The following is a 19,550-nucleotide window of genomic DNA, read 5'->3' as shown; positions in this document are numbered from 1 at the left end:
AGGAAATTGAAAGAATAGGAGAGATGTTATGCGTTTATCAAATAAGAAGGTCATTGCGTTTGTCAGTGATGATTTTGAAGATTTAGAGCTATGGTATCCGGTTCTGCGTTTAAGAGAGGAGGGCGCAACCGTCCATCTCGTAGGAGAAAAAGCAGATCATGAGTACATCGGCAAGTATGGTGTGCCTGCCGTATCCGATGCAGATTTTTATTCCATTCAAGCGGATGAATATGATGCTGTGCTCGTCCCAGGCGGATGGGCGCCCGATAAACTGCGTCGTTATCCAGAAGTATTAGACATTGTCCGTACGTTTGATGAAAAGGCGAAACCAGTCGGACAAATTTGCCATGCTGGCTGGGTGCTCATTTCAGCAGGCATCCTGCAAGGCAAAAAAGTAACGAGCACACCTGGTATTAAAGATGATATGACAAATGCTGGAGCAGACTGGTTTGATGAAGCAGTCGTCACAGATGGTCACCTCGTCTCGAGCAGACGTCCACCGGATCTTCCTCCCTATGTGAAAGCATTTGCGGATGTGTTAGCGGCAACATAAACTATTGATCCAAAATAAAAAAAGGGCGAATTTGCACATCATGTTCGCCCTTTGTTCATCATTTCATGCCCCATTCATTTTATCTATCGGCAGGAAACCTCACGCCCATTTGTTTTCTCGCCTCGTCCATGACGGACATGGTTTGAACAGATAAGGCAAATGTATTGACCGGAGACTGCCTCATTCCTTGCTGAATACACTCAATAAAATGACAGATTTCATAATACATGGCTGGCTGATCATCTTTGAGAGAGATGTCGGTATGGTGTCCTTGCCGATCATGGATCGTGATATGCGAAGGACGGTGGAATTGATCAATCACCATCGTCGCATCCTCTCCTTGAATTTCCGCAGATAAATGAGACGTTGAAATTTTAGAATGAAAAAGGAGTGCTTGATGCCCGGCATACTGTAAAAGGACAGAGCCGCTCCCATCTACACCAGAAGAAAGCTTATAGCCTCTTGCGGTGATTTGATTCGGCAGACCAAATAAATAGAGCGCCGGATAGACGAGATACACACCGATATCCATTAAAGAACCATTGGATAATTCAGGCTTAAACGCATTTGGAATCTCGCCATTTCGGTAGGCATCGTATCTTGAGGAATATTTACAGTAATGAGCGACCACTTGCCGAATGGGTCCAAGCTGATCAAGGTGCTGTTTGATTTGAAGGAAGTTGGGCAGAAATGTCGTTTTCATCGCTTCCATCAAACACACTTGATGTTTCTTCGCTGCAGCAATCATTTCTTCTACTTCTTTTCGGTGAGAGGCAAATGGTTTTTCGCATAATACGTGCTTTTGGTGCTCCATCATCAACATGGCTTGCTCTTTATGAAGGGCATTTGGACTCGCAATATACACGGCATCAAACGCATCACTTTCCGCCATTTGATGTAAGTTCGTAAAAACTGTATCAATACCGTATTTTTCGGCAAATGCCTGGCCTTTTTCAGCGGACCGTGAATAGACGGCTGTACATGTAAAATCAGCTACTCCTTCACCGGCCTGTAAGAATCGATCTGTAATCCAGTTCGTTCCGATGACAGCAAATCGAATCATGTCGTTCCCTCCTTCTACTTTCTCTGATTATACATCCTTTGAAAGCGTTTGTAAGAAAGAACATTCTTTTTATTGAAAAGCGGATGAAACCTTTATATAGGCTGATGCGTCTTACATAAAGGATATAAATGTACGAGAAGTGGGTAGTTTCTTCCTTCATTCGGGTAATACTCTGATAGAAGGGAGAGGAGGAAACGACCATGAAGCGCGTCCTGCATATAGGAAGTACATACGTCTTTGCGCTTTTATTCATAGCAGCCGGTATTTTTCATGTGATAGAGCCGAGTGGCTTTGCGCGTATGATGCCAGGCTGGCCATTTCCATATGGTATGGTCTATGCGACGGCATGCCTAGAATGGCTGCTGGCTGTCTTGCTGCTTTTGCCAAATGTCAGGATCTCAGCAGCAAAAATCATTGCTGTCTATCTTGTCCTCATTTTCCCTGCAAACTTATTTGCTGCACGAGAGGGAATTCCATTTCCAGGTCAAGAAAGCACAGAGCAGTCTTTGCTATGGATAAGACTGATAGGACAGCCCATTCTGATTGTATGGGTGATGTCCATTGCGAAATGGGAAAAAAAGCTGAAACAATGACCACCATATCATGATCAGGTAGTGTACAATTTATTCATAAAATAGCCCGAGTTTGGAGGAACGATATGAATTCTATGCAAATGTGGAGCAGTCGATTTAGAAAATTTTTTCTTGATAACAAGTTTGTTCTCTTTTTACTCGTCCTGCTATTAATTGGATTGAATATCCTTGTTTTCATGAAAACATCCTTTATTTTCACACCGCTCATTGTACTCGTCAAAACCATCGCCTTACCGATTATTTTAACGGGGGTCGTGTATTATTTATTAAATCCAATTGTCAATTTGTTAGAGAAGTTTAGAGTCAAACGGATCTTTTCGATTTTGCTTTTATATATTGTCATTATTGGCATTATTACAGTGACGATTGTGTCTATTATTCCGTTTTTACAAGCGCAAATGATGAGTCTGTTTCATAACCTTCCGAAATATGTTGATACGGTAGAAGATCAGATTAGACAACTAACGGGAAGCAACTTCATTAATCAAGCGCAAAAAGCGATGAATTTTAACGTTTCTGAATTGGTGAGCAAAGCGTCAAGTCAAGCGACGAAAATTTTGGAAAGTACCTTTACCGGAGTGGGGACATTCCTAGGGGCGCTTACTGAAGTCATCATTTCAATCGTGACCGTTCCGTTCATTCTGTTTTATTTATTAAAAGACGGCAAAAAATTGCCTGACTATTTCCTGAAATTTATTCCGAATAAGTTTAGAGAACATACACATATCGTGCTTCACGAAATGAACCATCGCCTGAGCTCTTATATTCTCGGCCAGATCATTGTCAGCTTCTGTATCGGTTTTCTTCTCTTAATTGGATACATGATTATCGGGTTAGACTATGCCTTACTGCTGGCCATCATTGCTGCTTGTACAAGTATCGTGCCTTACCTTGGTCCAACGATTGCCATTACACCAGCGATTGTGATTGCCCTTGTCACGTCACCAATTATGCTGTTAAAATTGATCATTGTTTGGACGGTTGTCCAGCTGATTGAAGGGAAATTCATTTCTCCACAGGTTATGGGGAAAAATCTTCACATCCATCCAATCACCATCATTTTTGTTCTTTTAACAGCCGGTAAACTGTTCAGCGTGGTCGGCATCATTGTCGCTATTCCGACGTACGCCGTGCTGAAAGTCATCACGACTCACTTATTTGATTGGTTTAAAATGCGATCCAATTTGTATAAAGAAGAAAAGGTTTGATGTCATAATCTTTTTTGAAAAAAATATAGTATCATAAAGACGAGCTTTCGAAATAGGAAGCTTGTCTTTATGTGGACATAGATGGTTGCCTGTTCAAAAGATCAGAATTGAAAGGAAAGAAAATCATGAATCTATGGGATTTATTCGTGGCACTGGTTTTAGGAATTGTCGAAGGATTAACAGAGTATGCACCTGTCTCGTCTACAGGTCACATGATCATTGTCGATGATCTTTGGTTAAAGTCAAAGGAAATCATTACGCCAGAGGCGGCAAACACATTTAAAGTCGTGATTCAGTTAGGCTCTATTTTAGCTGTCATGATTGTGTTCAAGGATCGAATTTTGAACTTGTTAGGCTTAAAGAAAAATATCACTGAAGAACAAAAGCGCAGCGGGCATAAACTGACCATTGCTCAAATTGCAGTAGGACTCGTCCCAGCCGTCATTTTAGGATTCTTATTTGAAGATTATATTGATAAATACTTGTTTGACGTGAGAACAGTTGCTGTCGGTTTGATTTTAGGCGCAGTGCTGATGCTTGTCGCTGACTGGATCAATAAACGTAAAACAGAAACAAGCTCTGTCGATAACATGACGTATAAACAGGCGCTTTATATCGGACTGTTTCAATGTTTGGCATTATGGCCAGGCTTCTCTCGCTCAGGTTCGACGATCGCAGGCGGGGTTATTCTTGGTTTGAATCACCGTGCGGCAGCTGACTTTACATTTATCATGGCGATGCCGATTATGGCGGGGGCAAGCTTGTTAACACTGGTGAAAAATGCCGAATATTTAACAACAGACATGCTGCCATTCTTTATCGTCGGCTTTGTGAGTGCATTTGTTGTGGCTCTCTTCGTTGTTCGATTCTTCCTAAAACTGATCAATAAAATCAAACTGGTGCCTTTTGCAATATATCGAATAATCCTAGGTGTGATTTTATTTATCCTATTCATGTAATGCTGAAAACTACTCTTATTAAAGAGTAGTTTTTTGTTGTTTCAACTATTTTAAACAGTAAAATCACCCTCTTATTTGGTAGAAAAAGAAGTTTTTTCATAAATTAGTGTTTAAGAGACTGGAGAAGGGGTAGTACATAAACATACCAATTAAAGGAGGAGTTAGAAATAATGAGAAAAACAAGCAAATTCTTTGTTAGTTCTGTGATCGCTACGTCAATGGTTGCTGCCCCTCTATCTCTTACGACTTTTGGTCAAACGGCTGAAGCTGCAACGACAACAGGTGTTGATGGAAGTGTCTCTATTGATCCAGTAGCCATTGCCGATAAAATTGAACAAGCAGTAAAATCATCTCAAAATCGTGATGGATTCGTTAAAAATGCGGCGTACAGCGCCTTCTATGAAGCAGGTCAAAACTATAACGTCGTTGTCCAAAACTTAAGCCAAGACCATGACTTTAGCGGACTGAACAATGTGGTTTACTATGATAGTGTTGAATATGATGGTATTACGTTTGGTATTTGGGTATTTGAAGATGGGACGTTCGTCAATAATGGTGACGGCGGCTATATTAACTGGACATTTGTCGGCAGCTTTGACCGTGAGGAAGGAAGCGGCACTGTCGACTTCCATAAAAGATTCTAATCTTATTGTTAAAAGTCTGCCGATTCACCGGCAGACTTTTTTTATAACGCACATTCTTCTATGTCAAAACCTAAATCTTCAATGATATGATGATCCATTTGGACTTGCTGACCTTTTGTTGTTAAATAATCGCCTACGAAAATGGAATTTGCCGCATAAAGGGCAAGCGGCTGAAGCGTCCGTAAATTGAACTCTCTGCCTCCAGATACTCGAATTTCCTTGGTTGGATTGACAAACCTCATGAGTGCCAACACTTTCAATGCTTTGACCGGATGTGTTCGTTCTTGATGCTCAAGTGGTGTTCCCTCAATTGCATGAAGAAAGTTGACTGGAATGGAATCCGCATCAATGGCTCTGAGCGCAAAAGCCATTTCAACAATTTGCTGGTTGGTTTCACCCATTCCAATGATAACCCCTGAGCAAGGTGACATGCCCGACTGTTTGACCTCCTCAAGGGTCGACAAGCGGTCATGATATGTATGAGTTGTCGTAATGTGAGTATGATGATCTTGATGTGTATTGATATTGTGATTGTACCGATGAACCCCTGCTTCCTTCAGCCGCTTCGCTTTGTCTTCATTTAATAACCCAAGACATGCACACACCTTCAAAGGCATGGTCTCAGTGATCTCTTTTACTGCTGCTGTCACCTCATCTAATTCTCTGTGAGAAGGTGCTCTGCCGCTCGCGACAATACAATAAGTCCCCGCTTTTCTCTTGAGCGCCTCACGCGCGCCAGCCACAATCGTTTTTTGATCAAGCATTGTATATCGTTCAACCGATGCTTTAGAAATGATCGACTGTGAACAATAACCACAGTTTTCAGGACAATAACCGCTTTTTGCGTTAAAAATCATATTTAATTTCACCTTATTTTGAAAAAAATGAAATCGTACTTGATAGGCTGCATGCATGATAGATAATAATTCTCTATCGTCAGCTTCAAGAAGATCTAGACCTTCTTGAAGAGTGATCCGTTCATTTTTCAGTGCTTTTTCTGCTATCGCTTCCCAAGACAAAGATATGTGTTTTCCCATCATAAGCTCCTCTCATTATGTTAACTTATTTTTATTAAAAGTTAACATAATGGATAGTCGTTGGCAAGCATTGGATAAATGAAGTCTACAAAAATACTTGAAGACACACAAAAAGGCGATGATCATGAAGTCATCGCCTTTTTATATGTAAAGCCTTATAGCTTATCGAACAGTAATATAGTTAATCACAAGCTCGCCTAGTGAATTATAGTAAGAAACTGTGACAGAACCACGTTGTACGGCACGAATCCAAGTGAAGTTCGGAGCTGTTTGATCTAATTGAATGGCATATGTTGCGCCTGACACAGAAATTTGACTTGCTGGAAGAGAGACGGCGATTGAAGAACCTACAGTAAGCGTACGGTTCACTGTAATCACTTTATTCATAATAGGAGCTTTTGCTATAACTGGTTCTTTTGGCTGTGCAGCTGCATGTGCACCTTCAGTTTGGAAGAACGTAAGAGCACCTAAAGCAGCTAAAGACAATGTACAAGCTTTCATTAATTTTTTCATCGGTAACACTCCTTTTTTTGATATATACATATATTAATAATAATAGCATTATATGTCAATTAAAATATGTGAAAAAAAGAGTATTTATGGTGAAAAATGTCACATATTATTCATGATCCTTCTCTTTTTTAGGGGAAAAAGAGGCATAAAAAAAGCTGGGCGTATCCCAGCAATGTAAAGCTTTATGAAAAGAGATGCTCAATCGTCGTCTCGCTGTTTTGGCTGACGGCCTTTTTGCTTCTCTTTTTCTTTAATGTAGTGAATAAAATCGATGGTTTGTCTTCGTGCTTCTTCGGAAAAATCGGAGGCAGCCTTAAACGCAATTTGCAAATCAGGATCGTCTGCAAGGTCGCCATCAGTTCCGCCTTTGTCCTTACCTGTGAGAAGATAGTCCGTTGAAACTCCGTATAACTCGGCGATTTTCACAATCATTTCACCGTCGGGCTTTCTCAAGCCATATTCCCAATTTGCATAAGTGGACATCGCCTTTAATCCGAGTTTTTTAGCAACCGTTGACTTGCTCCATCCATGCTTCTCTCTTAATTCAGTTAAAATCTTCCCAGTCAAATTATCCATTGGAAACACCTTTTTTCATGTTATGAGTAAATTTTATCATGAATTACACGGAAAAGATAAATAATTACACAAAAAGAATAAAAAATGATTGACTTACTCGTTTTGTGTACATTATCATAATGAATATAACTTACACATATTGAGTAAGAGGTGAAAAGATGAAACTTGAAAATTTACGAGAAGAACGCATTTTACAAGGAAAAACACAAACCTATATGGCGAAAAAGTTAGGGTATAAGTATACGAGCGGCTATGCAAATATAGAAATGGGCAGAACGAAGCCCAGCTTAGAAATAGCAAAGCATATTGCAGATTTGCTGAATAGGGGTGTTCAAGAGCTTTTTTTTGACCAAAAGTTACACGAAATGAGTAATTCTTTAAAGGAAGAGCACTTCTTTGAAAAGGGGAGACGAACAAAATGAATATTGAACATCCATTGGTAGCGCAGATGAATGACTTTGGATATCCAAAAAGCTATTGGTCATATGACATGACACGTTATGGGTATCAAGTCGAGATTGAAGAGAGTCTGGAGGGATTTGAAGAAGATGAAACATCAGATGACGTTTGATGCCAGAAAGGAAGCGCAGCTCTGTTTAGTCCAAGCTGGTGGCTGGATGACCTTTCATCACCAGAAACCGGTGTTTGTTTTTTCCACATCAGAAGACAAGCAAACATACATGACCCTCTTGGCGGAAAAGCTCGCTGAAGCAAAAAAGGAGGAAGCAAGACGACATGAAACGATGGAAGAAAATCATGGAAATCCTCAAATGCTTGCTCAAAGCGAGTAAAAACGAACAAGACATTCGTCAGTGGGAAAAGGATGACGGGAGATCATAACATGGTCATCCATTTCATCATTGAGACAGAGTTATTGTTCACAAAAGATACATTGATAAAAAGAATACGAGCAGCTGCAAAAGCGCAATGCCCGCAGAAAATAAAAGACGCACTATCACTCGAGATTCGTTTATTTGACGACATGCCGCTTGACATAGCTGATTGTCAAATCAAGCGTACATACGCAGAGAAAGGTTTGATACGCCCAGTGAACGTCAGCATCTTTCAGCCGCGGCTGCATCATATTCAAGAAGCACTTCATTCTATTGCGGATAGGGCCTCTCTACAGATCGTTGATTTAAGAGTTTCCCAGTTTTATAGTATGCGTCCAAGAATTGAAATCATTTTAAATACGATAGGTGATGGCACGAAGTCCTCACCAATTAAGGAGACAAGCATATGAACGAGCCAAAACAATTATTCATTCAAGAAAACCAGACATTTGTCGGTGAGATGGAAACAGGAAAAATTCAAGTCATCGTGTTAGATGGGAATGTAGGAACAGCTTATCAGATAGATGTACCTGAACATGGAAAAACCATTATCCAAACGGCAAAAGGTCATTTTGCAAGAGTAGATCACGAGATTGGTTTTAAAATCAGCTAGATCACTGAACAGATCACAACATCATACGTCCAAGACGGAAAGCCTGCGGACACTGATCAAGACCCTATGAAAAGGGGACTGATTGGTGTCCGTTTTTTATTTTCTTAAAAAAGGGAGAGAGCCAATATGCAAGATTTACTCATTGAATACAAACGAGCATTAAAGGATGCTAGAAAACAATATGAACCATTTAAAGAAAAAGAAGAACATCAGCTGTCCGTTCAAGACAAGCATGATAAAAAAATGATCGCCAGTATGGTGAGCGATCTCGAATACGTAGTAGAATGGCTTCAAATTGGAAGAGAGCCAGGCGCACGCAGAGGATTAGACAGACGTTCAGTCTATCAGCGCACCATTCTAGCAAATCCAGAAGTGTTAGAGGCTTTATCACATGAATATACAATCATCCAAGAAAATGAAAAAGAATTCAGTGAGCGGGACAAGAAACGAATTGATGAAGCCTTGTCCGTTTTAACGGACCGAGAAAAGGACGTATTTTTCATGCACACAACGCAAGGATTATCGTTTAGCGAGATTGCGATCATGCTGGATGTGAAGAAAGGAACTGTGCAAAAACATATGGAGAGAGCTCGGACAAAGATGGCCAAAAAAGTACAAGAACGCCTATTCGAAGCAGCTGAATAGGCGTTTTTTCTTTTACAAAATAAATGGAGCAACACTTGTCTTACAGTTGCCACCTATAGTTAGAAAGACCAAACGGATGTTTGCTAGCCCTACACAAATGATTCCTTCACAGGAAATCGTTCGAATTAAAAGGAGGCGGCAGGTGAATGTAAATGAAAGATAAACGGATAGAAGCCAAGCAAGATTATATGAAAGGGATGACGTACCAGCAAATTGCTGATCATTACAATGTCTCGATCCATACCGTGAAATCTTGGAAAAGACGATACGGATGGCAAAGGCAAAAAGGTTCGTCAAAGCAGGCACACTCGATCTTCAATCAGTTTCTTTCAGATGAAACAATTGAAATCATGGAGAAAATGGGCGGGCGTACATCGCTTGATTTAATCTGGGATCAAATTCAAATTCAATATGCTGCCATTATTCGGGCGCAGCGAATCATGTATGTGTCAGATCAAGATGACATGATCAAAGAGCTGAAAAAGGCAGCATACATGCCTTCTTCATTAGAAGAAACAGTAGAAGGCATTCAGCCAGAACAAGAAATCAGCACAGAAGAATATTCGTTTCAATTTTCATGGGATCGGCATGCCACCTTTTTAAATGCCCAATCCCGTGCAATGGGAGAGCTCAGGCGTCTCATTAAACAGTTTGAAGAGCTTGCACATGCGAAGGATGAACGAAGATTAAGGCTAAAGCAAATTGAACTGACCATCGAAAAAACAAAAAAAGCAGTGCGCGAAGAAAAAGAGGAAGATCTTCACATCATGATCAAGCGAAAAGAGGATAACTCATGACGCCATTGATTGAAAAAGAAGTCAATCCTCACTTTGAACACTTTCTATTCGATTGGAATCAAAAGTTTCAATTTTTAGTAGGCGGCTACGGCTCCTCGAAAAGCTATCACATTGCGTTAAAACTCATTTTAAAGCTGCTGGAAGAAAAACGGACAGCACTTGTCATTCGAGAAGTATATGATACGCACCGCGAATCAACATTTTCTCTCTTACAAGAGATCGTCAGCGATCTTGGCATCGATCATGTGGTGAAGTGCCGCAGTTCGCCGCTTGCCTTGACGTTTCGAAATGGCAGCAGCATCTTATTCAAAGGGCTGGACAAGCCTGAGAAATTGAAATCGATTAACAACATCTCGATGATTTGGATTGAGGAGTGTTCAGAGGTTTCTTATGAAGGCTTTAAAGAGCTGCTTGGAAGGCTGAGGCACCCGTCCTTACCGCTTTATATGATGTTATCGACCAATCCTGTTGGTCAAGATAATTGGACGTACAGACATTTCTTTCGAGATGAACAGTTGAAGCGATTTGTCCTAGATGACGAAACCTTATACAAAAAACGCACCGTTGTGATCAAGGATACGTACTATCATCACTCCACAGCGGAAGATAACCTATTTCTCCCTAAAAGCTATGTGGAGCAGCTGGATGAGCTGAAAGAATACGACCCAGACCTCTATCGAATTGCGAGGAAGGGCTATTTCGGCATCAACGGCACAAAGGTTTTTCCTCAATTTGAGGTGAGAAGCCATTCTGATGTATTAGAAGCCATTCAGCAGATTGACCGGCCGCTAAAACGAGCAGGCATGGATTTTGGATTTGTTGAATCATACAATGCGCTCATTCGATTAGCCGTCGACCATGAAAAAAAGTACTTATATATTTACTGGGAATATTACGACCGCGGGAAAACAGATGATGAAACAGCTGTTGACCTAAAAGAGTTCATTGAATCAAAGGAACTCATCAAAGCCGATGCAGCCGAGCCTAAAACCATTCACTATTTTCGGCAGCGTGGATTTCAAATGGTGGCAGCACATAAGTTCCAAGGCTCTCGTTTGCAGTATACGAAAAAGATCAAACGGTTTAAAAAAATCATTTGCTCTGATGCTTGTCCGTACACAATCTATGAACTTCAATCACTGACCTATAAGGCAGATAAGGATGGACGTTTAGAGGAAGATGCATTTCAAATCGATCCGCACACATTATCAGCGATCTGGTATGCGCTGGATGATTATGAAGTGACGGATTTGAAACAGACCGCCTCAGAGCGTGTCCGTCCAAACAGAGAGAGGAGGTCCATACAATGAAACAATTGAAAGCAACGATTATGAAGGCAAACATGTCTGATCATACAAAACAAATGTATGCAGATGAATTTTCCTATGAAAAAGATGACATTGTTCCCCCGCCTTACAACATCAATGAATTAAAAAGCATGGCAGAATATTCAACCATTCTTCAGCAATGTATTGATGCGTACAAAACGAATATTTTGGGTTTTGGGTTTGGGGTGGAATATGCCTTTGACTTTAATGCAGAAGGTGTAAAACCGGCAAAAAAGAAAGCCGCAGAAAAGGAATGGACAAGACTTGAAGAGTTTACGAAGTACATGAACTATGATGAGTCCGCTGATGTGATTCTTGGCTATGTCCTCGAAGACCGAGAGAAAACGGGCAATGGCTTTTTAGAGGTGCTGAGAGATGGACAAGGAAAGCCGGCCGGAATCGAGTATTTAGATGCGCTCCATATCCGCATTTGCAAGCTTAGTGAGCCAGTCGACGTTGAATTCAGTTACACAGAAAATGGCGAATTAAGAACAATGAATCGAAAGAAACGATTCCGCAAATATGTGCAGGTGATCAACGAAAAGAAAGTCTTCTTCAAGGAGTATGGTGATCCGCGCATTTTGCACTGTGAAACAGGCAAGTACGATGACACCACACCAGAGCCGCTTCGCGCAACAGAAGTAATTCATTTTAAAATTGGCAGCGGAACGTATGGGATTCCCCGCTGGATTGGCAACATCGTCAATATGTACGGAGCACGCAAGGCAGAGGAGCTGAACTATCTTTATTTTAAACAAGGGCGGCATGTACCAGGTGCCATCATTGTCGAAAATGGGATGCTGTCAGAATCCTCTTATCAGCAGCTTCAAGATTATATGGACGATATTGAAGGATCTGATCATGCACATAAATTTCTATTGCTTGAAGTTGAAGGTCTGCCGACAGAAAAAGGGTTAACGGGAGAAGAAGATGTCTCAAATGTCAAAGTAAACTTCAAATCTCTAGCCGAGATCCTGCAAGAAGATGCGCTCTTTTTAGAATACGATGAAAAAACAAGAAACAAAATCCGCTCTGCGTTTCGCCTTCCGCCAATTTACACAGGTGAGTCTCAAGACTATAACAAAGCGACAGCAGATACAGCGCGTAAAACAACTGAAGAGCAAGTATTTCAGCCGGAACGGCATCTCATCACAGGAAAACTCAATACTCTTTTCCTGCCGGATCTTGAAATTTGGCATGTCCGTTTTCTATTAAATGGTCCTGATTTTAGAGATCCATTAGAGATTGCCAAAGTACTGACACCATTTATTCAGGCGGGGGCAGTGTCACCTAACGATTTGCGCGATTTAGCAGGAAGAATCCTCGGAAAAACGCTAGAGGAATGGCCTGAGGAACTGTATCACCGCCCTTTAGAAAGCCGCATGAAATCAGCTGAAGAAAAGCCTCAACCAGAGCCTGACCAGCTGACGAAATAAACAGAAGCGGGTGCGCTTTTTTGAAAGGGGGTGAACATATGCCAAGAGAACTAAAAAACGCTAAAATTACGCATGTTTCCTACGTGGACAAAGCAGCGAACAAGAAGAAATTCTTTTTGATGAAAGCAAAGAAAAAGCGGCCTGACTTTCAAAAAGAGGTCAGTGTCCTGACAAAGGCAGAAGATGCTCATCGCCTCGTGTACGGTGTCGTGTATGAGCCGAATACACCTGATGCACATCAAGACTTTATGACAGCCAAGGAAATTGAAAGAGCGGCACACGGCTTTATGAAGGATGCCCGTCATATTGACAAGCAGCATGATTTTCAGGATGGTGTTGGCGAAGTGGTTGAATCATATATTGCTCCGGCTGATGTTGAAGTGGGCGGGGAGCTGATTCGCAAAGGATCTTGGGTGCTTGTGACAAAGGCTTCCCAAGAGATTTGGGATCAAATTCAAAAAGGCCACATTACAGGTTATTCAATGGCCGGAACGGCGGACATCGTCGCCATAGAAGAACAAGATCAGCTTCTATCTCAAGACACAAATGAGAGAGGGCTTTTTTCTTTGCTGAAAAATTTCTTTTTAAAAGAGGAAGGTGCAAACATGTCACAACCATTTTGGAACGTTTTAGACCATCTGCTGGAAACCTTACAGTCAAGTGATGGTGATGAGGCGGATGTAAGAGCTACCTTAGAACAGCTCATTCCAATCATGCAGGACATTCTGAAGACAGAGGATGTACTTCAAACGATTGGTGAAAGGCCAGCAGACGTACAAAAAGAAGAGGCCGCTTTGACGACGGATCAAGTGCGAGAGCTCGAAAAGGCAAAAAAGGCCATCGAAAACGTCTTGCAGCAGGCTGAAAAGCAGGAAACAGAACAAACAGGGGAAGAACCTGTCCAAAAAGTGCTCGAGCAAGTCGTTGCACCGATTCGTCATCAGCTCTCTTCCTTAGAAAAATCAGCCAGCAGAGAAAAAGCAGCGATGCAGGAAGTGCTTCAGCAGCAGCTTTTGCCTATTTCAGAGCGGATTCACATGCTTGAAAAGGCAAGGGGCATATCAAAACAAACAATCCACGATACACAAAACGACACGACAAAACCCATATGGGATGGCTTACTATAAGCCGAAATAAGGAGGAAACAGTGTGAGAAATCAAGAGTTGATTCGTAAGGCCGAAATGACACTTGCCAGCTTAAAAACCGGCGGTCTCATGAACGCAACCCAATCCAACACATTCATTAGAATGATGCAAAACACACCAACCGTTTTAAATGATGCACGCATCATTCCGATGGAAAGTGATTCACAAAAAATCGAAAAAATCGGCTTTGGCCAGCGTATTTTGCGCCCAGCAGAGGAAGGCAAAGCGCTTGATGCAAAAGACCGTGTTGTCCCAGCGACAAGCACAGTCCAGCTAAATGCAAAAGAGGTCATTGCAGAAATTCATATGACCTACGACAGCATTGAAAACAATATTGAAAAAGACGGAATTCAGCAGACGATTATGCAAATGCTTGCTGAACGAGCGGCAGTTGATATTGAAGAGCTCATCGTCAATGGGGATACGACTTCAGCAGATCCGTTTTTAGCCCAAATGGATGGCGTCAGAAAACAAGCAGTATCTCATATTGTCGATGCCAATGGAGCGGAAATTAGCCGCCAAATGTTTAAACAAGCCTATAAAGAGATGCCGTCAAAATATTTACGTGTACCTCAGGATTTCCGTTTCTATACATCCCCAAGTTTAGAGGTGGAATGGAAGGATCAAGTAGCAAACCGTCAGACAACTCTCGGAGATGCGGTTATTCAAGGCGGACTTTCTTCTGCATTCGGTGTGCCGGTCAAAGGTCTTGCCAATATGCAGCCATATGACGAAGCGGGAACAGACGTATCAGATATTTTGCTGACACACCCTAAAAATATTATCGTAGGTTTTTCTCGTCATATTCGAATTGAAGTAGAAAAAGATATTCGCAGACGTAAATTTATTATTGTCCTAACAGCGAAGCTAGACAGCAAATTTGAGGAAGAGGATGCTGTAGCAAAAGTGATGAAAGTGAAAGAGTAGGTGACATCAGGCCATGATTATTTCTCCTGAAGAACTGCAAGCCTATTCTGTATTTGAGCGTGTGAAAAATCGATCTGTAGAAAGACTGACAGCAGATATTATCGAAGCAGAAGCTGCGGTATTTCAAATCGTAGGTCATGATTTCTCAAGCGAAAAATATCAGCCCCTCCCTGAAAAAGCAAGAATCGCATTATTAAAAATGGCCCAATATTTTGCCATGCTGAATGATGATGAATCTATGATGAAAGGCTTTACGTCAGAAAAAATGGGTGATTATTCATATGCGAAGGCAGCTGATCAAGTGAAAGGCAAACCTTATGTATATGCCCTGCTTGTCGATTACATTGAACCATCATTTACTGGGGGCAGTACCAAATTAAAGGTGAGATCATTATGAGTTATCAATCTCTCTTAACAGATCGCTGTGATCTTTTTCACCTTGAACATCAGGAGGCTTCCCGAGGAAAATTCGGGATTCCAGCTGATGACTTACAAATGACTCTTTCCTATCCTGATGCGCCTAGCCTGACAGATCTGGCTTGTTATGTCATAGAAAAGAATCAGTCACTTGTGCAAGAAGAGCCGAATACAGTGATTTATCAGTCCTATCTTGTCCATTTTCCTTTAGCAAGTGATATTCGCCTGCATGACAAAATGGTGTGGAACGGCGTCTCACTTAAGTTGCAGCAGCCCAAAATAGTGAAGAATCATCACATTGAAGTGATGGCAGTCAGGAAGGAAAATCTATGAAAATTGATGGACTTGACCGGCTGCTTTCACAGCTGGAAACAGCGTGTGCCGGCGGCTTAAAAGCAGAATATCAAGATTGGCTAGAGGACATGGGCCTAGAGCTTTTGGACATCATTCAGGATGAGTTAATCAAGGAGAATGCTGTCGATACAGGTCGGCTTCTAAGCTCCTTTACGCAAGGAGACAAGGAGAATCATTTTCTCATGTCAAAAGGTGGTCTCACACTTGAAGTGGGAACGAAGCTTGAATATGCCTCCTATGTCAATGACGGACATGCTACTTCTTCAAGTGGAGAGCGAAGATGGGTGCCTGGCAGGTGGGCTGGCAGCCGCTTTGAATATGATCCGAATGCAAAGACAGGAATGATGCTTGCCTCTCAATGGGTAGATGGAAATGGCTACTGGGATCATGCTGTCATGCTCTATGAGCAAATGTTTGAACAGTCGCTGGATCGAAAGCTTCAAAGCTGGTTCGATCGACATTTTGGGAGGTGATGAAATGAATCAAGAAGTCGGGGCAATCATGCATTATATTTACACACACTTTCCTGTGACAATGTATGATCGACTTTTGCCAGAGCGTTTTCAAGTGCCATCCGTTTATGTGCCGCCCGTAACAGTCATCAGCGGTCCAGATACGGTATCTACATTTATGAAATCTTATTCGCTGCAAGTGAAAGTGTTTCATATGGATTCAGAAAAAGCACATGACGCGGCAGAAATAATTGTTGATGCATTGCTTGCTGATCGTCAAATGATTCAGATGATGAGTGAAGATGGAGAGGTGCTTGATGATTATGTCCGCATAAAAAGAGTGGAAACAAGAATGATAGATCAAGGCGTAGCAGCGATTGTCCTGACGTGGGATAGCAGTTATTGGTACAACCGAGACAAACAAGCGAGCCTTGAAGACATCAACTTTTCAGATGGGGTGATCAAACGTGAGCAAGACTAAAAAAGCAGAGCCTGCTCAAACAGCTGGCGAAGAAAAAGAATTTGGCTTTTCATTTGAAGCCTTAAAGGAGCACAGTAAGGATCTTTTTGGGGTTAAACCAGAAATCCTTGAAGGTGCTCTTTTTTATATCAAACATCAACCAATTACAAAAACAGAAGCGAAAAAGCACATTGATGCTTTTTTGTCCAAGGAGGTTTAAAGGATGAACGGAGGCACATTTACACCAGGTACAGAGAAAAAGCGTCCTGGCATTTACTTTAATTTTAAAACAACAGCAGAGCAGCGAATTACTTTAGGCGATCGAGGTACGGTGGCACTTCCTCTTGTGATGAGCTGGGGAGAACCAAAAACCTTTATTTCCGTTTCCAATATGGAAGACTTAAATAAAAAGGTTGGACTCAACATTGATGACAAGTCTCTTCTTCTTTTCCGTGAAGCAAAGAAAAAAGCGCAAACGGTCTTGCTTTACCGCCTAAACGAAGGGGTACAAGCCAAAGCGGAAATCGCAGAAAAATTTGTGGTCACAGCCAATTATGGCGGTCAAAAAGGAAATGAGATCACTATCCAAGTGGCAGAAAATGTACTCGACAGCACAAAACGTGACGTCATCACTTATCTTGGAACAGATATTGTCGATAAGCAGGTTGTCACGGATGTCAAAGATCTTGTAGAAAACAAATATGTTCAATTTTCTGGTGAAGGTGAAGCAGTTATCACGGCTGGTGTGGCACTAAGCGGCGGGAAAAACGGTGTGGCAAGTGTCGCAGATTATACAGCTTTCCTAGAAGCAGCAGAAACAGAATATTTTGATGTCATTGCGCTCCCAGTCGATAAAAGTGAGCAATTAAAAGCGACATTCGCTTCCTTTATCGAGCGTTTACGTGATAAGCAAGGACGTAAGGTGCAAGGCGTTGTGGCGAACTATGCAGCTGACCAAGAAGGCATCATTAATGTGACAAGCGGTGTTGTGCTGGAAGATGGAACAGAACTAACGCCTGCTCAAACAACTGCTTGGGTTGCAGGGGCAAGTGCAGGAGCAAACTTCAATCAGTCACTCACCTTTGTTGAATACGAAGGAGCAGTAGATACATTAGAACGCCTTGATAATGATCAAGTAGAATACCGATTATCACAAGGGGAGTTCATCTTCACTTTTGATGCGAGAGACCGCACGGTCAGTGTTGAAAAAGATATTAACTCTTTAACAAGCTTCACAGCTGAAAAGAATCAGCAAATGGCGAAAAACAAAATCATTCGTGTGCTTGATGCCATCAACAATGATTTAACGTTCGAATTAAAAAATCTGATTAAATTACGCAAAGCCAATGGCAATGACATCCCAGCATCTGATGATGGAGTGCAGCTTGTGAAAACACTGATTACACAGTATCTCACACAGCTTCAAGATGGCAGCGGCATTACAGGCTTTAACTCAGAAACAGATATCGTGATCGGTCTCAATGAAGATCGTGATGGATTTATTATCGATCTAGCTGTTCAACCAGTAGATGCAGCAGAAAAATTCTATTTCAACGTGGAGGTGAAGTAAGATGGCTTTTAAAGCGCAAAATACAATTTCAGGTAAAGAGGGTCGTCTTTTCTTAGAAGGTGAGGAGCTTGCCTTTATCAAAACGTTTGAAGCAAACGTGGAGAAAAACAAATCAGAAGTCAACGTGATGGGCCGAAGAATGACGGGTCATAAAACAACTGGGGCAAATGGAACAGGAACGGCAACATTCTATAAAGTCACTTCACGTTTCGTACAACTCATGCTCAACTATGTGAAAAAAGGGGAAGACCCTTATTTCACTCTTCAAGCGGTGATTGATGATAAATCATCAGGCAGAGGCACAGAGCGTGTGACGTTATTCGATGTCAACTTTGATTCGGCTAAAATTGCTGGATTGGACGTCGATTCAGAGGCACTTGAAGAAGAAGTTCCGTTTACGTTCGAGGACTTTGATCTTCCTGAAAAGCTGAAGAATTCCTTTTAATGAACAAAAGGCATACAAATGACGAAAATATATGTTATTTTTATTTTATTCAACGATATGGTATAATTTTTCATAGTTACAGAGTAGCTACAAAAGTGTTACTGTGTAACCCCAAAAAGTTTTTTAGAAATATGTTTACATGCAAAGTACTTTGCATAAAATAAAAAGAAGCCAGGATGCGTCAACATCCCGGCAATGTACAATTTGGCCCTCAAGGGGCTGGCTTATCAATTAGATAGTTTTTAAGGATAGACTTTCCCTTCAACCGTCCAAAGCTCAAGGGGAGTCTATTTTTTGTCTATATACGTCAACAAAGTAAAGATAAACATCCCGAATAAAAGCATTAGGGAAATCGCTTCAAATGTTGACATTGGCATCACCCCCTTCCTATCGGGGATGAGCCAGACACCCTTGAGCAAGCCGTTCAATTGTACAATTTAGATTATACATGAAAAGATTGGAAAGCACATTCAAAAAATGGATGTGCTTTTTTGCATTCAAAAAAACATAACAAAGGGAGTTTTTATACATGAGCGAAAAACAAACATTTGATCTTTCATTTTTTATGCCAGGAAAAACAGTAGAAGCGGAAGAGGTCAAAGTACCAATTTCTAAGCGTTTTGTTGATAAAAAAGGGAATGTCATCCCTTTTGTCTTTAAAGCCATTACAACTGAACGCATTGATGAACTGGAAAAAGAAAATACGACCTTCAAGAATGTCAAAGGCAGAGGCCGCGTGAAGGACTTAGACAGCCAGCGTTTCTACGCACGAATTGCCATTGAATCGACTATTTATCCAGATTTCCGCTCGAAGGAATTAAGAGAAGCCTACAGCACACAAGATCCAGTTGAAGTCGCAAAACGTGTATTATCTGTCGGCGGTGAATACGCAAACTGGTTAAACAAAGCGATTGAAATCAACGGATTCGAAGACGAAATTGAAGATTTAGAAGACGCAGCAAAAAACTAATAAAAGATGGG

The 19,550-nt window shown here is 41.4% G+C and carries 29 protein-coding genes; 24 read left to right on the top strand and 5 right to left on the bottom strand.

Going from position 1 to position 19,550, the window contains the following annotated elements; genetic code table 11:
• Positions 1 to 28 precede the first annotated feature (28 nt).
• The gene (locus tag MHH41_RS14260; protein ID WP_340866475.1) at positions 29 to 553 is read left to right on the top strand and encodes a type 1 glutamine amidotransferase domain-containing protein; all 525 of its coding nucleotides are present in this window, start codon (positions 29 to 31) and stop codon (positions 551 to 553) included.
• Positions 554 to 632: 79 nt separating this feature from the next.
• On the opposite strand, the gene MHH41_RS14255 is transcribed toward MHH41_RS14260, so the two are convergent.
• Entirely contained in the window at positions 633 to 1,616 is a 984-nt protein-coding gene (locus MHH41_RS14255; RefSeq protein WP_284907280.1) for a Gfo/Idh/MocA family protein, read from the bottom strand.
• Between the two features lie 200 nt (positions 1,617 to 1,816).
• Here MHH41_RS14255 and MHH41_RS14250 point away from each other — a divergent pair, with 200 nt between their 5' ends.
• The 4 genes from MHH41_RS14250 (at position 1,817) to MHH41_RS14235 (ending at position 5,020) form a co-directional block, all read left to right on the top strand.
• Positions 1,817 to 2,209: a DoxX family protein gene (locus MHH41_RS14250; RefSeq protein ID WP_284907279.1), complete on the top strand. Its 393-nt coding sequence runs from the start codon at positions 1,817 to 1,819 to the stop codon at positions 2,207 to 2,209.
• 65 nt (positions 2,210 to 2,274) lie between these two features.
• Positions 2,275 to 3,417 (top strand): AI-2E family transporter, encoded by a 1,143-nt coding sequence (locus MHH41_RS14245; RefSeq protein ID WP_050944018.1) that lies wholly within the window; start codon positions 2,275 to 2,277, stop codon positions 3,415 to 3,417.
• Positions 3,418 to 3,542: 125 nt separating this feature from the next.
• Positions 3,543 to 4,376, top strand: coding sequence for an undecaprenyl-diphosphate phosphatase (locus tag MHH41_RS14240; protein WP_050944681.1), 834 nt, complete (start codon positions 3,543 to 3,545; stop codon positions 4,374 to 4,376).
• A gap of 170 nt (positions 4,377 to 4,546) precedes the next feature.
• Positions 4,547 to 5,020 (top strand): hypothetical protein, encoded by a 474-nt coding sequence (locus MHH41_RS14235; RefSeq protein ID WP_003212767.1) that lies wholly within the window; start codon positions 4,547 to 4,549, stop codon positions 5,018 to 5,020.
• Positions 5,021 to 5,061: 41 nt separating this feature from the next.
• On the opposite strand, the gene bioB is transcribed toward MHH41_RS14235, so the two are convergent.
• The 3 genes from bioB to MHH41_RS14220 all read right to left on the bottom strand — a co-directional run bounded on the left by bioB (position 5,062) and on the right by MHH41_RS14220 (position 7,146).
• Positions 5,062 to 6,057: a biotin synthase BioB gene (gene bioB / locus MHH41_RS14230; RefSeq protein WP_340866474.1), complete on the bottom strand. Its 996-nt coding sequence runs from the start codon at positions 6,055 to 6,057 to the stop codon at positions 5,062 to 5,064.
• A 162-nt stretch (positions 6,058 to 6,219) separates the two neighbouring features.
• A complete protein-coding gene (locus MHH41_RS14225) occupies positions 6,220 to 6,570 on the bottom strand; it encodes a hypothetical protein (protein WP_003213146.1) in 351 nt (116 codons plus the stop codon).
• A 198-nt stretch (positions 6,571 to 6,768) separates the two neighbouring features.
• On the bottom strand, positions 6,769 to 7,146 hold the full coding sequence (locus MHH41_RS14220; RefSeq protein ID WP_050944016.1) for a helix-turn-helix domain-containing protein: 378 nt from the start codon (positions 7,144 to 7,146) through the stop codon (positions 6,769 to 6,771).
• A gap of 158 nt (positions 7,147 to 7,304) precedes the next feature.
• Here MHH41_RS14220 and MHH41_RS14215 point away from each other — a divergent pair, with 158 nt between their 5' ends.
• The 18 genes from MHH41_RS14215 to MHH41_RS14130 all read left to right on the top strand — a co-directional run bounded on the left by MHH41_RS14215 (position 7,305) and on the right by MHH41_RS14130 (position 18,569).
• Entirely contained in the window at positions 7,305 to 7,568 is a 264-nt protein-coding gene (locus MHH41_RS14215; protein WP_106029241.1) for a helix-turn-helix transcriptional regulator, read from the top strand.
• Positions 7,565 to 7,717 (top strand): hypothetical protein, encoded by a 153-nt coding sequence (locus tag MHH41_RS14210; protein ID WP_310425878.1) that lies wholly within the window; start codon positions 7,565 to 7,567, stop codon positions 7,715 to 7,717. Before MHH41_RS14215 ends, MHH41_RS14210 begins: the two co-directional genes overlap by 4 nt.
• On the top strand, positions 7,695 to 7,937 hold the full coding sequence (locus MHH41_RS14205) for a hypothetical protein (protein WP_223251233.1): 243 nt from the start codon (positions 7,695 to 7,697) through the stop codon (positions 7,935 to 7,937). Before MHH41_RS14210 ends, MHH41_RS14205 begins: the two co-directional genes overlap by 23 nt.
• Before the next feature lie 50 nt (positions 7,938 to 7,987).
• On the top strand, positions 7,988 to 8,389 hold the full coding sequence (locus MHH41_RS14200; protein ID WP_106029240.1) for a holliday junction resolvase: 402 nt from the start codon (positions 7,988 to 7,990) through the stop codon (positions 8,387 to 8,389).
• Positions 8,386 to 8,592, top strand: coding sequence for an XtrA/YqaO family protein (locus MHH41_RS14195; RefSeq protein ID WP_012011053.1), 207 nt, complete (start codon positions 8,386 to 8,388; stop codon positions 8,590 to 8,592). Before MHH41_RS14200 ends, MHH41_RS14195 begins: the two co-directional genes overlap by 4 nt.
• Positions 8,593 to 8,718: 126 nt before the next feature.
• On the top strand, positions 8,719 to 9,237 hold the full coding sequence (locus tag MHH41_RS14190) for a sigma-70 family RNA polymerase sigma factor (protein WP_137054484.1): 519 nt from the start codon (positions 8,719 to 8,721) through the stop codon (positions 9,235 to 9,237).
• Between the two features lie 152 nt (positions 9,238 to 9,389).
• The gene (gene terS, locus MHH41_RS14185) at positions 9,390 to 10,034 is read left to right on the top strand and encodes a phage terminase small subunit (RefSeq protein ID WP_003213198.1); all 645 of its coding nucleotides are present in this window, start codon (positions 9,390 to 9,392) and stop codon (positions 10,032 to 10,034) included.
• 8 nt (positions 10,035 to 10,042) lie between these two features.
• Positions 10,043 to 11,344 carry a PBSX family phage terminase large subunit gene (locus MHH41_RS14180; RefSeq protein ID WP_161802746.1) on the top strand — a complete coding sequence of 434 codons (1,302 nt, stop codon included), beginning with the start codon at positions 10,043 to 10,045 and terminating at the stop codon, positions 11,342 to 11,344.
• Positions 11,341 to 12,798 carry a phage portal protein gene (locus tag MHH41_RS14175; RefSeq protein WP_044140773.1) on the top strand — a complete coding sequence of 486 codons (1,458 nt, stop codon included), beginning with the start codon at positions 11,341 to 11,343 and terminating at the stop codon, positions 12,796 to 12,798. The genes MHH41_RS14180 and MHH41_RS14175 overlap by 4 nt, the downstream gene beginning before the upstream one ends.
• Before the next feature lie 38 nt (positions 12,799 to 12,836).
• A complete protein-coding gene (locus MHH41_RS14170) occupies positions 12,837 to 13,925 on the top strand; it encodes an XkdF-like putative serine protease domain-containing protein (RefSeq protein WP_340866473.1) in 1,089 nt (362 codons plus the stop codon).
• 22 nt (positions 13,926 to 13,947) lie between these two features.
• Positions 13,948 to 14,871: a phage major capsid protein gene (locus MHH41_RS14165; protein WP_340866472.1), complete on the top strand. Its 924-nt coding sequence runs from the start codon at positions 13,948 to 13,950 to the stop codon at positions 14,869 to 14,871.
• A gap of 13 nt (positions 14,872 to 14,884) precedes the next feature.
• Positions 14,885 to 15,268 (top strand): protein YqbG, encoded by a 384-nt coding sequence (gene yqbG, locus MHH41_RS14160; RefSeq protein ID WP_050944009.1) that lies wholly within the window; start codon positions 14,885 to 14,887, stop codon positions 15,266 to 15,268.
• On the top strand, positions 15,265 to 15,621 hold the full coding sequence (locus MHH41_RS14155; RefSeq protein ID WP_058013843.1) for a YqbH/XkdH family protein: 357 nt from the start codon (positions 15,265 to 15,267) through the stop codon (positions 15,619 to 15,621). The genes yqbG and MHH41_RS14155 overlap by 4 nt, the downstream gene beginning before the upstream one ends.
• A complete protein-coding gene (locus tag MHH41_RS14150; protein WP_050944008.1) occupies positions 15,618 to 16,115 on the top strand; it encodes an HK97 gp10 family phage protein in 498 nt (165 codons plus the stop codon). Before MHH41_RS14155 ends, MHH41_RS14150 begins: the two co-directional genes overlap by 4 nt.
• A gap of 4 nt (positions 16,116 to 16,119) precedes the next feature.
• On the top strand, positions 16,120 to 16,575 hold the full coding sequence (locus tag MHH41_RS14145; protein WP_106036168.1) for a phage tail terminator family protein: 456 nt from the start codon (positions 16,120 to 16,122) through the stop codon (positions 16,573 to 16,575).
• Entirely contained in the window at positions 16,562 to 16,774 is a 213-nt protein-coding gene (locus MHH41_RS14140; RefSeq protein WP_003212736.1) for a hypothetical protein, read from the top strand. Before MHH41_RS14145 ends, MHH41_RS14140 begins: the two co-directional genes overlap by 14 nt.
• 3 nt (positions 16,775 to 16,777) lie before the next feature.
• Complete coding sequence (locus MHH41_RS14135; RefSeq protein ID WP_212045467.1) at positions 16,778 to 18,124, top strand: phage tail sheath family protein; 1,347 nt, start codon at positions 16,778 to 16,780, stop codon at positions 18,122 to 18,124.
• 1 nt (position 18,125) lies between these two features.
• Positions 18,126 to 18,569, top strand: coding sequence for a phage tail tube protein (locus MHH41_RS14130; protein ID WP_003213309.1), 444 nt, complete (start codon positions 18,126 to 18,128; stop codon positions 18,567 to 18,569).
• A 287-nt stretch (positions 18,570 to 18,856) separates the two neighbouring features.
• On the opposite strand, the gene MHH41_RS18905 is transcribed toward MHH41_RS14130, so the two are convergent.
• Positions 18,857 to 18,913: a putative holin-like toxin gene (locus tag MHH41_RS18905; protein ID WP_350223447.1), complete on the bottom strand. Its 57-nt coding sequence runs from the start codon at positions 18,911 to 18,913 to the stop codon at positions 18,857 to 18,859.
• A gap of 185 nt (positions 18,914 to 19,098) precedes the next feature.
• Between MHH41_RS18905 and MHH41_RS14125 the strand changes: the two genes are divergently transcribed.
• Positions 19,099 to 19,539 carry a phage tail assembly chaperone gene (locus MHH41_RS14125; protein ID WP_050944005.1) on the top strand — a complete coding sequence of 147 codons (441 nt, stop codon included), beginning with the start codon at positions 19,099 to 19,101 and terminating at the stop codon, positions 19,537 to 19,539.
• Positions 19,540 to 19,550 lie beyond the last annotated feature (11 nt).

Source organism: Bacillus sp. FSL K6-1145 (genome assembly GCF_038003425.1).
GTDB classification, from domain to species: domain Bacteria; phylum Bacillota; class Bacilli; order Bacillales; family Bacillaceae; genus Bacillus; species Bacillus pumilus.
Note: the sequence above shows the minus strand (reverse complement) of the source record. Positions and strands in the feature narration are given on the sequence as shown.

What these genes read in the sequence shown, in the direction of transcription:
- MHH41_RS14260 (WP_340866475.1), top strand. Translation starts at nt 29, where the DNA reads ATGCGTTTATCAAATAAGAAGGTCATTGCGTTTGTCAGTGATGATTTT.
- MHH41_RS14255 (WP_284907280.1), bottom strand. Translation starts at nt 1,616, where the DNA reads ATGATTCGATTTGCTGTCATCGGAACGAACTGGATTACAGATCGATTC.
- MHH41_RS14250 (WP_284907279.1), top strand. Translation starts at nt 1,817, where the DNA reads ATGAAGCGCGTCCTGCATATAGGAAGTACATACGTCTTTGCGCTTTTA.
- MHH41_RS14245 (WP_050944018.1), top strand. Translation starts at nt 2,275, where the DNA reads ATGAATTCTATGCAAATGTGGAGCAGTCGATTTAGAAAATTTTTTCTT.
- MHH41_RS14240 (WP_050944681.1), top strand. Translation starts at nt 3,543, where the DNA reads ATGAATCTATGGGATTTATTCGTGGCACTGGTTTTAGGAATTGTCGAA.
- MHH41_RS14235 (WP_003212767.1), top strand. Translation starts at nt 4,547, where the DNA reads ATGAGAAAAACAAGCAAATTCTTTGTTAGTTCTGTGATCGCTACGTCA.
- bioB (WP_340866474.1), bottom strand. Translation starts at nt 6,057, where the DNA reads ATGGGAAAACACATATCTTTGTCTTGGGAAGCGATAGCAGAAAAAGCA.
- MHH41_RS14225 (WP_003213146.1), bottom strand. Translation starts at nt 6,570, where the DNA reads ATGAAAAAATTAATGAAAGCTTGTACATTGTCTTTAGCTGCTTTAGGT.
- MHH41_RS14220 (WP_050944016.1), bottom strand. Translation starts at nt 7,146, where the DNA reads ATGGATAATTTGACTGGGAAGATTTTAACTGAATTAAGAGAGAAGCAT.
- MHH41_RS14215 (WP_106029241.1), top strand. Translation starts at nt 7,305, where the DNA reads ATGAAACTTGAAAATTTACGAGAAGAACGCATTTTACAAGGAAAAACA.
- MHH41_RS14210 (WP_310425878.1), top strand. Translation starts at nt 7,565, where the DNA reads ATGAATATTGAACATCCATTGGTAGCGCAGATGAATGACTTTGGATAT.
- MHH41_RS14205 (WP_223251233.1), top strand. Translation starts at nt 7,695, where the DNA reads ATGAAACATCAGATGACGTTTGATGCCAGAAAGGAAGCGCAGCTCTGT.
- MHH41_RS14200 (WP_106029240.1), top strand. Translation starts at nt 7,988, where the DNA reads ATGGTCATCCATTTCATCATTGAGACAGAGTTATTGTTCACAAAAGAT.
- MHH41_RS14195 (WP_012011053.1), top strand. Translation starts at nt 8,386, where the DNA reads ATGAACGAGCCAAAACAATTATTCATTCAAGAAAACCAGACATTTGTC.
- MHH41_RS14190 (WP_137054484.1), top strand. Translation starts at nt 8,719, where the DNA reads ATGCAAGATTTACTCATTGAATACAAACGAGCATTAAAGGATGCTAGA.
- terS (WP_003213198.1), top strand. Translation starts at nt 9,390, where the DNA reads ATGAAAGATAAACGGATAGAAGCCAAGCAAGATTATATGAAAGGGATG.
- MHH41_RS14175 (WP_044140773.1), top strand. Translation starts at nt 11,341, where the DNA reads ATGAAACAATTGAAAGCAACGATTATGAAGGCAAACATGTCTGATCAT.
- MHH41_RS14170 (WP_340866473.1), top strand. Translation starts at nt 12,837, where the DNA reads ATGCCAAGAGAACTAAAAAACGCTAAAATTACGCATGTTTCCTACGTG.
- yqbG (WP_050944009.1), top strand. Translation starts at nt 14,885, where the DNA reads ATGATTATTTCTCCTGAAGAACTGCAAGCCTATTCTGTATTTGAGCGT.
- MHH41_RS14155 (WP_058013843.1), top strand. Translation starts at nt 15,265, where the DNA reads ATGAGTTATCAATCTCTCTTAACAGATCGCTGTGATCTTTTTCACCTT.
- MHH41_RS14150 (WP_050944008.1), top strand. Translation starts at nt 15,618, where the DNA reads ATGAAAATTGATGGACTTGACCGGCTGCTTTCACAGCTGGAAACAGCG.
- MHH41_RS14145 (WP_106036168.1), top strand. Translation starts at nt 16,120, where the DNA reads ATGAATCAAGAAGTCGGGGCAATCATGCATTATATTTACACACACTTT.
- MHH41_RS14135 (WP_212045467.1), top strand. Translation starts at nt 16,778, where the DNA reads ATGAACGGAGGCACATTTACACCAGGTACAGAGAAAAAGCGTCCTGGC.
- MHH41_RS14130 (WP_003213309.1), top strand. Translation starts at nt 18,126, where the DNA reads ATGGCTTTTAAAGCGCAAAATACAATTTCAGGTAAAGAGGGTCGTCTT.
- MHH41_RS14125 (WP_050944005.1), top strand. Translation starts at nt 19,099, where the DNA reads ATGAGCGAAAAACAAACATTTGATCTTTCATTTTTTATGCCAGGAAAA.